This is a genomic window from Streptomyces sp. NPDC047072, from assembly GCF_040643855.1.
GTDB lineage: Bacteria > Actinomycetota > Actinomycetes > Streptomycetales > Streptomycetaceae > Streptomyces.
Map to the genome: position 1 here is coordinate 1 of NZ_JBEYVC010000237.1, position 13,772 is coordinate 13,772.

Sequence of the window (13,772 nt, forward strand, 5' to 3'; positions counted from 1 at the left end):
CCTCCCCGTGGGACGGCCGTCTCGTCGGCAGGGTGAGCGTGCCGACCGACGCCCAGGTCGAGGAGGCCGTGGCGGCCGCGTACGCCGTACGGGACCGAGCAGCAGCGCGAGCCTGCGGGCCGCCGGTGCGGGCAGCGGCGGGCGCGGGTTCTCGGGGGCGGGTTCCGGGCGCTCGGCCGCGCGCGCCGCCCGTATCCCGGCCCGCCGCCGTACGGTCTCCACGGCCGCCGCGTCCAGCAACGCGACCGGGGCGTCGGTGCCGGGCGCCAGGCCGGGCGGGGTATGACGGTCGGTGCCGAGCAGGGCCGAGGTGACGAGCTCCTCCCAGGGGGTGGGAGGCGGGGTGCTGGTGAAGGTGGGGGCGGCGACGTCGACTGAACGGGTGGCGTTGCTCCGCACGGTGGCCTCCGCGGCGCGGGTCGAGCGGGTGGTGGGGGAGTGGGCGGCGGCTCGGCAAGCGGCATGGGTGTGTGAGGCGTCTGCGAAGTACCCGGTGTCGGGAGAAGGGAAGTACCCGGTGTCGGGAGAGGGGCGCGCATCCGCAGGGGCGGGCCGCTGGTCCTGCCGCCGTGGTTGGGTCCGTGCTGTCGGCTGTTCCGGGGGCGTGGTCATGCGGTTCCTTTCCATGCGGGCGGTGTCGGGGCCGGTTTCCGTCAGCACAGCGGCACCGCCGCTCCCGTGCCCTCCGGCCAGGCCGTCAGCGGGGTGAAGCCGTGGTGGCCGCACTCGCCGAAGACCTTGACCGGAGCGCCGCCCGAGAGGGCGACCAGGCGCCACAGGCCGGGGCGGGAACGGGCGGACGGGGTGAGCGGGAGCGCCGAGTCGCCGTCGGCGTCCGCCAGTTGCCAGGAGTCGCCGTCCGGCGTGGGGATCACCCGGTCCAGCGTCACCGGCACCGAATCCAGCCACGGATCACCCCGCAGCGCCTCGCCGTACCGGGCGGCCGCCTGCTCCGTCGTCACTCCCGGCGGCCGGGTCGCCGTGGGAACAGGCGGGGCGAACTGCTCGCCGAGAGCCGCCCGGGGCTGCCCCGCGCCCGGGTAGGCGGACACCTCCGCGGCCAGCTCCAGCCCCACCGGCATGGCCAGCTCGGGGGCGCGGCCGGCGGCGCCGTAGGAGAGGAGCAGTGCGGTGCGGCCCGAGTCGGCGCCGTACAGCCATATCCGGCGGGTCGTCAGACGGGCGTCCGCCGTGTCGTACTGGGCGAGGACCAGCCAGCGGTCGCGCACCGGCGGGCCGTCCGCCGACGCGGAGAGGCCGACGCGGGAACGGACCGTGGCCGCGAGGTCCCGCGGCAGCCGCTCGCGGCGCAGCCAGCCCTGGTCGAGCAGATGGATCAGTGCGCACTCCTCCAGCAGCCGCACCGGCCAGCCCGGACCGGAGGCCGGGATCGCCCCCAACTCCCTTACCCGCGCGGCGAGTCCGGGTGCCTGGGCGTCGACCATGCGGGCCGCCGTCTCCTCCCACAGCCCGTACCCCGCCTGTTCCGCGCCGGCCAGACCGCCGCGCAGCAGGTCCGCCAGCCGCTGCTCCAGCTCGGTCGCCCCCGCCGTGATCCGCACGGCCCGGCGCTCCGCCCGGCGCCGCGCCGCCTCCGGATCACCCGGCCCGGACGCGGAGTCGGTGCCCGCCGTCCGCTTCTCCTGCGCGCGCTCCCTTCTCCCCTTTATCCACTGCTCCGCCCAGTCCGGCGCCTGCCCCGGCGGCACCGCGCCGTCCCCGCCCGCCCAGAGCAGCAGCAGCCCGAGCGCGTGCTTGCACGGGAACTTGCGGCTCGGACAACTGCACTTGTACGCGGGCCCCGCGGCGTCCGCGATGTCGATGACCGTCTGATACGGCTTGCTCCCACTGCCCCTGCACAGCCCCCACACCGTCCCCTCGTCGGTACTGCCCGCCTCGGACCACGGACCGGCCGCGCCGAGTTTGCTGCCCGCTTTGCGTGACGCGGCGTCAGGCGCCAGTGCCAGCACCTGATCCGCCGTCCAGCGCACCCCCTGCTGAGTCATGTCATCGAAGGTAGATCCCCCCACTGACAATCGGTCCGGGCCGCATTGGGCCGAACCCCCTCGCGAGGGCGTTTTCGCAGGTCAGATCGCGTTGTCAGTGGCGTGGTGCACCGTGGTTGTCAGATCCGAACCGGCCGAGCTGGAGGGGGCCTCAGCCATGTCTGTGTCCGTGGAACCGACGACTGTGGAAGTACCGGGGACCGAGGAGTTGCGGCCGCATGCCGAGGACGCCTTCGCCGGTGAACTCGCCGCGCTGGCCGCGCAGGACGACCGTCCGCGCCCGGCCCGCTGGAAGCTGTCGCCGTGGGCGGTGGCCACGTATCTGCTCGGTGGCACGCTGCCGGACGGCACGGTGATCACCCCGAAGTACGTGGGCCCGCGCCGCCTCGTCGAGGTCGCCGTCACCACCCTCGCCACCGACCGCGCCCTGCTCCTGCTGGGTGTGCCGGGTACCGCGAAGACCTGGGTGTCCGAGCACCTGGCCGCGGCGGTCAGCGGTGACTCGACCCTGCTCGTGCAGGGCACGGCCGGTACGCCGGAGGAGGCGATCCGGTACGGCTGGAACTACGCGCAGCTGCTGGCGAACGGCCCGAGCCGGGACGCGCTGGTGCCGAGCCCGGTCATGCGGGCCATGGCGGAGGGGATGACGGCGCGGGTGGAGGAGCTGACGCGTATCCCCGCGGACGTGCAGGACACGTTGATCACGATCCTGTCCGAGAAGACGCTGCCGATACCGGAGTTGGGGCAGGAGGTGCAGGCCGTCCGCGGCTTCAACCTGATCGCCACGGCCAACGACCGCGACCGCGGGGTCAACGACCTCTCCAGCGCGCTACGGCGCCGTTTCAACACGGTGGTGCTGCCGTTGCCGGAGTCCGTCGAGGCCGAGGTGGACATCGTCTCGCGCCGGGTCGACCAGATCGGCCGCTCGCTGGAGCTGCCGGCCGCGCCGGACGGCGTCGCCGAGATCCGGCGGGTCGTGACGGTCTTCCGCGAGCTGAGGGACGGGGTGACCGCCGACGGCCGTACGAAGCTCAAGTCGCCGAGCGGCACGCTCTCGACGGCCGAGGCGATCTCGGTCGTCACCAACGGGCTCGCCCTGGCCGCGCACTTCGGCGACGGCGTGCTGCGGGCCGGTGACGTCGCCGCGGGCATCCTCGGCGCGGTCGTCCGCGACCCGGCGGCCGACCGGGTCGTCTGGCAGGAGTACCTGGAGGCGGTGGTCCGCGAGCGCGACGGCTGGAAGGACTTCTACCGAGCCTGCCGCGAGGTGAGCGCGTGACCGGCACGGGGGCCTGCGGCGCCGGCGAGGACTCGACGTGGGCCAATTAGGGGCGGGCGGGAGGGCCTGGTGGGCGCTGTTGAGGCGGGGGCGCGGGTGAGGCGGCTCGTACGGGGGAGCGGGGGTGGTGGTCCGACGGGGAGGCATGTTCAGGTCGGCGGGACGGTGGCCTGGAGGAGCCGGTGTGCCGGGTGAGGGGCGGGGGTGAAGGGGGTGATGTGAGAGGGCCGGCGGGGTGAGGGGCGCGGTGCGAGGGCCGGCGGGGCGATGGAGGGCGGTGCGAGGGGCGTCGATTCGGGCGGGCTCGTGTTGGCGGGATGGAGCGTGGTGGTTGGTTCCGGAAGCGGTCGGGGCGAGGGGTGCCGGGCTTCGGAGCAGCGAGGTCGTGGCGGGCGGGGAGTTGGTTCGTTCGGGTAGCGGGTGGGCGGGCTCCGTGGGTGTGTGGGGTGGCGGGTTGAGGGTTGCTGCGGTGTCGGGGGAGAGGGGGCCTGGGGTGAGTGGTGTGGGTGAGGTTGTGCGTGAGGGCGTCGGCGAGCGGGGAGTCGGTGGGTCGGGAGCTGGGGGTAGGGAGCGGTCGCGTGGTGCGGGGCCCGTGTTGTTGGGGGTGCGGCATCATGGGCCCGGGTCGGCGCGGTCCGTGCGGGTGGCTTTGGATGCGGCCCGGCCTCGGGTCGTACTGATCGAGGGGCCGCCGGAGGCCGATGCGTTGATTCCGCTGGCCGCCGACGAGGAGATGCGGCCGCCGGTCGCGCTGCTCGCGCACGCCGTGGACGAGCCCGGTCGCTCGGCGTTCTGGCCGCTCGCCGAGTTCTCCCCCGAGTGGGTCGCGATCCGCTGGGCCCTCGATCACGACGTCCCGGCCCGCTTCATCGACCTGCCGGCCACGCACACGCTGGCGTGGGGGCGGGAGGAGGACGAGCATCCCGCCGACGCCGACGCCGACGCCGACGCCGACTCTGCTTCCGGCTCCGGTTCTGACTCCGACTCTGCTTCCGGTTCCGACTCTGCTTCCGGCTCCGGTTCCGCAGACGCACCGGTGGGTGGACGGCGAGGCGGCGGGGCCGACGGAGTCCCGGGTATCGGCGATTCCGCGGGGCCGGAAGCCGGCGGTTCCGGGACCGGTCCTGTTCTGGAGGGCGGGCGGGGTGTCGATGCGGACCGCGTTGCCACCGATGACGAAGACATCCATGTCACCCGTGCCGACGTTCGGGTCGATCCGCTCGGTGTGTTGGCCGAGGCCGCCGGTTACGACGACCCGGAGCGGTGGTGGGAGGACGTGGTCGAGCACCGGGGGATCGGGGCGGCGGGGGACGCGTTCGAGCCCTTCGTCGTGCTGGAGGAGGCGATGGCGGCGCTGCGGGAGGTGTACGGGACCGGAGGACATGACCGCGACCTCGTGCGGGAGGCGTACATGCGGCTCCAAGTGCGCGCGGCGCAACGTGAGTTCGGCGACGACGTGGCGGTCGTGTGCGGCGCCTGGCATGTCCCCGCGCTGCGGCGGAGGACCACCGTCGCAGCGGACAGGGCCCTGCTCAAGGGGCTGCCCAAGGTCAAGGCGGACATGACGTGGGTGCCGTGGACGCACCGCAGGCTGTCGCGGCACAGCGGTTACGGCGCGGGCATCGACTCGCCGGGCTGGTACGGGCATCTGTTCGGCGCCCCGGACCGCCCGGTCGAGCGGTGGCTGACCAAGGTCGCGGGGTTGCTGCGGGCGGAGGACCGGATCGTGTCCTCGGCACACGTCATCGAGGCGGTACGGCTGGCCGAGACGCTCGCGGCGATGCGCGGCCGCCCGCTTCCGGGGCTGAGCGAGACCACGGACGCGGTGCGGGCGGTGATGTGCGAGGGCTCGGACGTGCCGTTGGCGCTGGTGCACGACCGGCTCGTCGTCGGGGACGTGCTGGGGGAGGTGCCGCGGTCGGCGCCCGCGGTGCCGTTGCAGCGGGACCTCGACCGGATCCAGCGCAGGCTGCGGCTCAAACCGGAGGCGCTGGAGCGGGAGTTGGAGCTCGATCTGCGCAAGGAGACCGACGCGGAGCGCAGCAGGCTGCTGCACCGGCTGCGACTGTTGGACGTGGCGTGGGGGGAGCCGGCGGCGTCGCGGGGGAGCACGGGGACGTTCCGGGAGACGTGGCGGCTGCGGTGGGAGCCGGAGTTGTCGGTGCGGGTCGCGGAGGCGGGGGTGTGGGGGACGACCGTGCTCGCCGCGGCGACGGCCAGGGTGGAGGCGGATGCGGTGGCGGCGCGGGGGCTGGCCGAGGTCACCGCTCTCGCCGAGCGCTGTCTCCTCGCCGAACTCCCGGACGCGCTGCCCACGGTGATGCAGATCCTCACGGACCGCGCGGCACTCGACACGGACGTCGGACACCTCGCCCAGGCCCTTCCGGCCCTCGTCCGCTCCCTCCGTTACGGCGACGTCCGCGGCACGGACACGGGCGCGCTGGCGGGGGTCGCCGCGGGCCTCGCCGAACGCGTCTTCGTCGGCCTCCCGCCGGCCTGCGCGGCACTCGACACCGACGCGGCCGAGGAGATGCGCCGCCATGTGGACGCGGTGCACGGAGCGGTGGGCCTCCTGGGACAGGAGACCGCGCCGGGATCGGGCGGCTCGGTGACGCCGGGATCGGACGGCTCGGCGGTGCCGGGATCGGGAGCGTCGGCCACACCGGGACCGGGTGCCGCGGGCGACAAGAACGGCCCCGGAGAGGAAGCTTCGCCCCTGGGGCCCGCGGAGCCTGCGGATACGCCTGAGACGCCAGAGTCCGCAGAGGCCCTGGAGCCCCAGAAGCCTCAGGAACCCGCCGAGCCCGCCGAGCCTGTGGAGCCCGCCGAGACGCCGCAGACGCTGGAGCCCGCGGATACGTCGGAGCCCCAGGAGCCCCCGGCGGCTACGGTGACGCCGCTCGCCCCGTACGACGGCACCCCCGCCCCTGCCCACCCCACCCGTCCCACCCTCCGCACCCGCTGGCACGTCGTGCTCGGTGTGTTGGCCGGTCGGGACACCGTGGCCGGGGTTGTTCGGGGGCGGGCCGTGCGGTTGTTGCTGGATGACGGGGTGTTGAGGCAGGGGGAGGCGGCGCGGCTCATGGGGCTGGTGCTGTCGCCGGGGACGGCGCCGCAGGACGCGGCCGCGTGGATCGAGGGGTTCGTCGGGGGCGGGTCCGGCGGCGGGATGCTCCTCGTGCACGACGAGCGGCTGCTCGGCCTGGTGGACGCGTGGCTGACCGGCGTACCGGCGGACGCGTTCACCGATGTGCTGCCCCTGCTGCGGCGCACCTTCTCGGCGTACGAGCCCGGCGTGCGCCGAACTCTGGGCGAACTGGTCCGGCGCGGGCCGGGACAGCGGGGCGGCGCGACCGGGGCCGGTTCCGGGATACCGGGCTTCGCGGCCGACCTGGACGACGACCGCGCGGACGCCGTCGTACCGGTGGTGCGACTGCTCCTTGGCCTGGACGACGACCCGGCCGACCACACGGGTGACATCGACGGCAACGACCTTGCGGGGGTGGCGGGATGACGGAGAACGGGCCGGTTCGGCAGAAGAGCGGTACCGAGGGGGCGGGCGTCAGGGACACGCACGCGTTGCGGCCGAAAGCCGGCCGGACGACCACCGTCCCGGTGATCCCGCTCTGGGAGCGGGTCCGCACGGGGGTGGGCCGATGACCAGGGAACCGACGACCACGGAACCGGCGAGCCCGGAACCGTTGAGCACGGGGACGATGAGCACGGGGACGACGGACCCGGCGCAGGAGCGGCTGCGGCGCTGGCGGCTGGTGCTCGGCGGTGACGCGGCCGACGGGACGGGGTGCGCGCTCGGTGCGCGGGACGCCGCGATGGACGGGGCGTTGGCCGCGCTCTACGGGAGGGGGGACGGGAAAGGGCAGGCGGGGAAGGACCGTTCGGCGGGGCTCGGGGCGTCGGCGCCGTCCGTGGCCCGCTGGCTGGGGGACATCCGCACCTACTTCCCCTCCTCGGTCGTCCAGGTGATGCAGCGCGACGCCATCGACCGGCTCGGGATCGGCACCCTGCTGCTGGAGCCGGAGATGCTGGAGGCGGTGGAGGCCGACGTGCACCTGGTCGGGACGCTGCTCTCGCTCAACAAGGCGATGCCGGAGACGACGAAGGAGACGGCGCGGGCGGTGGTCCGCAAGGTCGTCGAGGACCTCGAGAAGCGGCTGGCCACCCGCACCCGGGCCACCCTCACCGGCGCCCTGGACCGCAGCGCACGGGTCAACCGGCCCCGCCACCACGACATCGACTGGAACCGCACGATCGCGGCCAACCTCAAGCACTACCTCCCGGAGTACCGGACGATCGTGCCGGAGCGGCTGGTCGGGTACGGGCGGGCCTCGCAGTCGGTGAAGAAGGAGGTCGTCCTCTGCATCGACCAGTCGGGGTCGATGGCGGCGTCCGTCGTCTACGCCTCGGTGTTCGGGGCGGTGCTCGCGTCCATGCGGTCGATCAGCACCCGGCTCGTCGTCTTCGACACGGCGGTCGTCGACCTCACCGACCAGCTCGACGACCCGGTGGACGTCCTGTTCGGCACCCAGCTCGGCGGCGGTACGGACATCAACCGGGCGCTGGCGTACTGCCAGTCGCAGATCACCCGGCCCGCGGAGACGGTGGTCGTGCTGATCAGTGACCTCTACGAAGGGGGGATCCGGGACGAGATGCTCAAGCGGGTGGCGGCGATGAAGGCGTCGGGAGTGCAGTTCGTCACGCTGCTCGCGCTGTCGGACGAGGGGGCACCGGCCTACGACCGGGAGCACGCGGCGGCGCTCGCCGCGCTGGGCGCGCCGGCCTTCGCGTGTACGCCGGACCTGTTCCCCGAGGTCATGGCGGCGGCGATCGAGAAGCGGCCGCTGCCGATACCCGACACGGCGTGAGGAGACGTGCACGATCCGGCCGTTGGGGATTTGTCGACCCAGTGACCTGCGGCTTCGCTCAGAAATCGGACATGGGTACCCATCGGTAACGGAGGGCTTGCGCAACCTCGGGAGGGCCGTGCAAGGATCGTCGCCTCCACAGCGTTCGAGTCCGTCTTCGATTTCGTTCGGTTCCGCCGCACGGGAGGATCGACCCCCTCTTGACCTGGCCAGCAGCCCTTTCCGGTGCCCCGCTGCGCGTGCTGCGCACAGCGGCCGGACGGCGTGCGCTGCAAGTCGGGCTCCTGGTGGGCGGGTTGTTCCTGCTCGGCTTCCTCTGCGGGGAGCAGGCGCACGCGGCGGACGGGGTCGGGGCGGTGCCGGGCCAGGTGATCGGGCAGCTCCAGCAGAGGACCACCGGGCACGCCGAGCACGCCCAGAGGGACATCCACACCACCGCGGCTCCAACTCCAGCCCCGGCTCCGGACTCGGCCCCCGCCGAAACCCCCACCGGTGACCATGTGCTCCGCCCCGTGACCGACGCGGTCGTCGGTGCCGTGGACGAGCAGGTGCTGAAGCCGGTCGGGGACGCGGTGGAGACGGTGACCTCGGGGCTGACCGAGACGGTCGGGCTGCCGTCGCTGCCCGCGCTTCCGGAGCTGCCGACGTTCCCGGAGTCCCCGTCCTGGCCGACCCTGCCCGAGGTGCCCGTCGTGCCCGCGCCGGAGCTGCCCGGCCTGCCGGGGGTCCCCGGTCAGACCCTGCCCGCCCCGGTCACCCCGGCGCCGCAGCCCCCGCAGGGCGGTCACGCGGCGACGAAGCCGGCCGACGGGGCGGAGGCGGACGCCGTCGTGACCGGGCCCGCCGTCTACGGCCCGCGGTTCGCCGGTCAGGACACCGGCTCCCGGGCGGCCGCGCACTCCTCCGGTGACCGCGGCACCTCGGTCCACCTGCCCGCGCGGCAGGCACCCGGCGACGTGCCGGGCGGTGCGCTGGGCAGTCGCCCGGCGGTGGACAACGGCACCTCACGGCACGGCGACGCGTTCGCCGTCACCTTCGTGCACCGGGCGCCGCTGCGGCTGCTGCCCGGTGCGGCCGCGTGCGTCGACGCGGCCGGGACCCGGGACAGGCACCGGGACATCCCCGTCTTCCCCGGCTAGGGCGGACCTTCCCCCGCCGCCGACCTGCCGCGCGGGGGCGGATCAGGTCTGCCCCGGCCGTTCGGACCCCCACCGATCTCCTCGATCTCCGGACGGCAGTCCCCGGAGCCCATGGCTCCGGATGTCCCCAAGCCTCCCCAAGATCCAGGGATTCGACGTACTCATGAACAAGAACATCCGCCGTTCCATCGTCATAGCCGCCGGGGTCACCGGCGCGTGGGCCCTCGGGTCCGCCGTGGCCAGCGCCGACGAGCTGCCGGCCTCCTCCCTGTCCGTGTCGGACACGACGACGGACGTGGTCACCGACGTCCAGGACACCCTGGCCGGTGTCACCGGGAGCACGACCACGACCACGTCCACGAAGGAAGCCGCCGAGACCGTGACGGAGACCGCGAAGGTCCCCCAGGCGTCCTCGGCGGCGCGGGCCAAGGCCGCGAAGGTGAAGGGCGCCGCCGCGATCCAGGGCGCGAAGGCCGCGCGGGCTGCGCGGGCCGAGGTGAAGGCGGTGGCCGAGCAGGGCGCGGTCGACCAGGCCGTGGCCGGTAAGGCCGTCACCAAGGAGGCTGCCGGGCAGGTCGCCGCGCAGCTCTCCGACCTGGACACGCCGACCGCACCCCAGCCCGACGTCGACTACCTCTTCGGCCCCCTCTCCGCCTTCGCCCCCGAGGTGGAGCAGGCCCTGGCCGCCGCCCAGACCAAGCTCCAGGGCGTCCAGACGGCGGCGCGCACGAAGGCGCAGGGCGTCAACGGCGTCGTACGGACGAAGACGCAGTACACGACCGCGACCGCGGGCCGCGTCTCCGGCACCGTCACCCCGGTCGTCACCGAGACGACCACTGCGGCCCTGCCGCCGCTGGCCGCCTCCGCCGTGCACGGTGTCCTGCCGGTCGCCGCTTCCGCCGTGCACGGGGTCGTGCCGGTCGCAGGCCACGCGGTGGACGCCGCCGTGCCCGCCGTCACCCACACCGCGGGCGCGGTGACCGTACTGGCCCACGGGGTTGTCGCCGATGTGTCGCCGGTCGTCGACGGCGTCGTCGCGGAAGTGCCGCCCTACGCGACCGGACTGGTCGCGGACGTGTCCCCGTACGCCACCGGGCTCGGCGGACAGGCCACTGCCGACGGTGCCGCCGCCGTGCTGCCGCCGGTCGTTGGTGCCGCCGTGGACGGGGTCGTGCCGGTTGTCGGGCAGGTTGTCGTGGACGCGGACGGGCTGGTGCGGGGGGTCGGCGGGGACGCCGGAGGCTTCGTCGGCGGTGTCGTCGGGGGCGTCGACCCGCTCGTGCACGGCGTGGTCGGGCAGAGCACCGGGCTGGCGTACGGCGTGGCGGGCGAGGTGCCCGGGTTCGTCGGCGGGGTCACGGGGGCCGTCCAGCCCGTCGTCGACACCGTCGGACGGACGGTGCGGCCGGTCGTCGGCAGCACCACGACGCTCGCGTACGGCGTCACCGGCGACGTCACGCCCTTCGCGTACGGCGTCGTCGGCGAGGCCGCTCCTGTCGTCGGGCAGGTCGGCCCCTTCGCCGGGAATCTGACCGGGACCGTCCAGGACGCCGCCGGACCGCTCGCCGGGCACGCCGTCACCGGCGTCCAGGGCGTGGCCGAGTCCGTGACCCCGGGCTACGCGCAGGACGTCACCGGTTACGCGCAGGACCTCACGACACACGCGCAGGGCGTCACGGGTTACATGCCGGACCTCCAGCACCGCGCCTGACCCCCTGAGCGACCCGCGCCCCCGCGCGGTCGTCCAGCCGACTCCGCGCGGCGACGGGCCCCGGACGGCCGAAAGCCGTCGGTCTGTCCGCCCGAAGCCGCGCGGACGGTGCGGACAGGTCCCCATTGGGGTGGGGATCAGCCGCTCCAGGCCCCTTCGGGGCTGTACAAGGGGCCTCACCGGGGCGACCCCACCCCGGTGAGGCCCTTCACCCGCGGCACGCCGTGCCAGTGAGCCCGGCATCATGTGACAGGTATCACCGCTCAGGTGTGACCCTCGATTTAGAGGCCCTCCACAAGCAGCGATAACCTGCGAGACGGACATGCCGCGCGCTCGGACACCGTGTGCGCCTCCCTTGTGACACAGACAGTGGTCGGACGTCACGTTGCCCTCGCGGCACGCCCACGCAGACAACGAACCGCGAGATCACTGATAGGGACGGAAGCGCGTGGACCTGTTCGAGTACCAGGCGAGGGACCTCTTCGCCAAGCACGATGTACCGGTGCTGGCCGGTGAAGTCATCGACACGCCTGAGGCGGCCCGCGCAGCCACCGAGCGCCTCGGTGGCAAGTCCGTCGTCAAGGCCCAGGTGAAGGTCGGCGGCCGTGGCAAGGCCGGTGGCGTGAAGCTCGCCGCCACCGCCGACGAGGCGGTCGAGCACGCGACCAACATCCTCGGCATGGACATCAAGGGCCACACGGTCCACAAGGTGATGATCGCCGAGACGGCCCCGGAGATCGTGGAGGAGTACTACGTCTCCTTCCTCCTGGACCGTGCCAACCGCACCTTCCTCTCCATCGCGTCCGTCGAGGGCGGCATGGAGATCGAGGAGGTGGCGGAGACCCGCCCCGAGGCCGTCGCCAAGACGCCGATCGACGCCAACGTCGGTGTGACCCCCGAGGTCGCCCGCCAGATCGTCGAGGCGGCGAAGTTCCCGGCCGAGGTCGCCGACAAGGTCGCCAACGTCCTGGTCACCCTGTGGAAGACCTTCGTCGAGGAGGACGCCCTCCTGGTCGAGGTCAACCCGCTGGCCAAGGTCGCCTCCGGTGACGTCATCGCCCTGGACGGCAAGGTCTCCCTCGACGAGAACGCCGAGTTCCGTCAGCCGGAGCACGAGGCCCTCCAGGACAAGGACTCCGCGAACCCGCTGGAGGCCGCCGCCAAGGCCAAGAACCTCAACTACGTCAAGCTCGACGGCGAGGTCGGCATCATCGGCAACGGCGCGGGTCTCGTCATGAGCACCCTGGACGTCGTCGCGTACGCCGGTGAGGCGCACGGTGGCGTCAAGCCCGCCAACTTCCTCGACATCGGCGGCGGCGCGTCCGCGGCCGTGATGGCGAACGGCCTGGAGATCATCCTGGGCGACCCCGACGTCAAGTCGGTCTTCGTCAACGTCTTCGGCGGCATCACCGCGTGCGACGAGGTCGCCAACGGCATCGTGCAGGCGCTCCAGCTGCTCGCGGACAAGGGCGAAGAGGTCACCAAGCCGCTCGTCGTCCGCCTCGACGGCAACAACGCCGAGCTGGGTCGCAAGATCCTCTCCGACGCCAACCACCCGCTGGTCCAGCGCGTGGACACCATGGACGGCGCGGCCGACAAGGCCGCCGAGCTCGCGGCTGCGAAGTAAGGGAAGAGGGACAGACAAGCCATGGCTATCTTCCTCGACAAGGACTCCAAGGTCATCGTCCAGGGCATGACCGGTGCCACGGGCATGAAGCACACCAAGCTCATGCTGGCCGACGGCACGAACATCGTCGGTGGCGTGAACCCGCGCAAGGCGGGCACGTCGGTCGACATCGACGGCAACGAGATCCCGGTCTTCGGCACCGTCGCCGAGGCGATCGAGAAGACGGGTGCGAACGTATCCGTCCTCTTCGTACCGCCGGCTTTCGCCAAGGCGGCCGTCGTCGAGGCGATCGACGCCGAGATCCCGCTCGCGGTCGTCATCACCGAGGGCATCGCGGTCCACGACTCGGCGGCGTTCTACGCCTACGCCGTGTCCCAGGGCAACAAGACCCGGATCATCGGCCCCAACTGCCCGGGTCTCATCACCCCCGGCCAGTCGAACGCCGGCATCATCCCGGGCGACATCACCAAGCCGGGCCGCATCGGTCTGGTCTCGAAGTCCGGCACGCTGACGTACCAGATGATGTACGAGCTCCGTGACATCGGCTTCTCGTCGGCCGTCGGCATCGGTGGCGACCCGGTCATCGGCACCACGCACATCGACGCGCTGGCTGCGTTCGAGGCCGACCCCGACACCGACCTGATCGTGATGATCGGTGAGATCGGTGGCGACGCCGAGGAGCGCGCGGCCGCGTTCATCAAGGAGAACGTGACCAAGCCGGTCGTCGGCTACGTCGCGGGCTTCACCGCGCCGGAGGGCAAGACCATGGGTCACGCCGGCGCGATCGTGTCCGGCTCGTCCGGTACGGCTGCGGCGAAGAAGGAGGCCCTTGAGGCCGCGGGCGTCAAGGTCGGCAAGACGCCGACGGAGACGGCGAAGCTGGCGCGCGAGATTCTGGCCGGCTGAATTTCCTGAACATGTGTGGGCCCGTTCCCTTTGTTGGGGGCGGGCCCATCGTGCCTAATGGGGTGCCTCGCTTTGTGGTCTGGCGGGTGCGGGTGGTTTGTGGCTGGTCGCGCAGTTCCCCGCGCCCCTGGAGGTGGGTTGGTGTGGGCCGGTGCTATGCGCGGGTGAGCCGCGTCGGCGACGATCCGCTCGGTCGCCGGGTCCTCGCGGACCTCAAGGGC

General features: G+C 73.1%; 8 protein-coding genes and 1 pseudogene. 7 read left to right on the top strand and 2 right to left on the bottom strand.

The window, feature by feature from the left end:
• Nucleotides 1-96 precede the first annotated feature (96 nt).
• Together ABZ896_RS48555 and ABZ896_RS48560 are read right to left on the bottom strand one after the other, a co-directional pair.
• A pseudogene (locus ABZ896_RS48555) lies at nucleotides 97-303 on the bottom strand (hypothetical protein); the annotation flags it as partial.
• Between the two features lie 350 nt (nucleotides 304-653).
• Entirely contained in the window at nucleotides 654-2,006 is a 1,353-nt protein-coding gene (locus ABZ896_RS48560; RefSeq protein ID WP_360944448.1) for an SWIM zinc finger family protein, read from the bottom strand.
• 157 nt (nucleotides 2,007-2,163) lie between these two features.
• Here ABZ896_RS48560 and ABZ896_RS48565 point away from each other — a divergent pair, with 157 nt between their 5' ends.
• The 7 genes from ABZ896_RS48565 (at nucleotide 2,164) to sucD (ending at nucleotide 13,551) form a co-directional block, all read left to right on the top strand.
• On the top strand, nucleotides 2,164-3,285 hold the full coding sequence (locus ABZ896_RS48565) for an AAA family ATPase (RefSeq protein ID WP_360944451.1): 1,122 nt from the start codon (nucleotides 2,164-2,166) through the stop codon (nucleotides 3,283-3,285).
• A gap of 592 nt (nucleotides 3,286-3,877) precedes the next feature.
• The gene (locus tag ABZ896_RS48570) at nucleotides 3,878-6,799 is read left to right on the top strand and encodes a DUF5682 family protein (RefSeq protein WP_360944454.1); all 2,922 of its coding nucleotides are present in this window, start codon (nucleotides 3,878-3,880) and stop codon (nucleotides 6,797-6,799) included.
• 202 nt (nucleotides 6,800-7,001) lie between these two features.
• Nucleotides 7,002-8,168: a VWA domain-containing protein gene (locus tag ABZ896_RS48575; RefSeq protein ID WP_360944467.1), complete on the top strand. Its 1,167-nt coding sequence runs from the start codon at nucleotides 7,002-7,004 to the stop codon at nucleotides 8,166-8,168.
• Between the two features lie 200 nt (nucleotides 8,169-8,368).
• Nucleotides 8,369-9,307 carry a hypothetical protein gene (locus ABZ896_RS48580; RefSeq protein WP_360944458.1) on the top strand — a complete coding sequence of 313 codons (939 nt, stop codon included), beginning with the start codon at nucleotides 8,369-8,371 and terminating at the stop codon, nucleotides 9,305-9,307.
• Nucleotides 9,308-9,470: 163 nt separating this feature from the next.
• A complete protein-coding gene (locus ABZ896_RS48585; protein WP_360944461.1) occupies nucleotides 9,471-11,018 on the top strand; it encodes a hypothetical protein in 1,548 nt (515 codons plus the stop codon).
• A gap of 448 nt (nucleotides 11,019-11,466) precedes the next feature.
• Nucleotides 11,467-12,645: an ADP-forming succinate--CoA ligase subunit beta gene (sucC, locus tag ABZ896_RS48590; RefSeq protein WP_360944464.1), complete on the top strand. Its 1,179-nt coding sequence runs from the start codon at nucleotides 11,467-11,469 to the stop codon at nucleotides 12,643-12,645.
• 21 nt (nucleotides 12,646-12,666) lie between these two features.
• Nucleotides 12,667-13,551 (top strand): succinate--CoA ligase subunit alpha, encoded by an 885-nt coding sequence (gene sucD / locus ABZ896_RS48595; RefSeq protein WP_031047423.1) that lies wholly within the window; start codon nucleotides 12,667-12,669, stop codon nucleotides 13,549-13,551.
• The last annotated feature ends 221 nt before the right edge of the window (nucleotides 13,552-13,772 follow it).

What these genes read in the sequence shown, in the direction of transcription:
- ABZ896_RS48565 (WP_360944451.1), top strand. Translation starts at nt 2,164, where the DNA reads ATGTCTGTGTCCGTGGAACCGACGACTGTGGAAGTACCGGGGACCGAG.
- ABZ896_RS48560 (WP_360944448.1), bottom strand. Translation starts at nt 2,006, where the DNA reads ATGACTCAGCAGGGGGTGCGCTGGACGGCGGATCAGGTGCTGGCACTG.
- ABZ896_RS48585 (WP_360944461.1), top strand. Translation starts at nt 9,471, where the DNA reads ATGAACAAGAACATCCGCCGTTCCATCGTCATAGCCGCCGGGGTCACC.
- sucD (WP_031047423.1), top strand. Translation starts at nt 12,667, where the DNA reads ATGGCTATCTTCCTCGACAAGGACTCCAAGGTCATCGTCCAGGGCATG.
- ABZ896_RS48575 (WP_360944467.1), top strand. Translation starts at nt 7,002, where the DNA reads ATGAGCACGGGGACGACGGACCCGGCGCAGGAGCGGCTGCGGCGCTGG.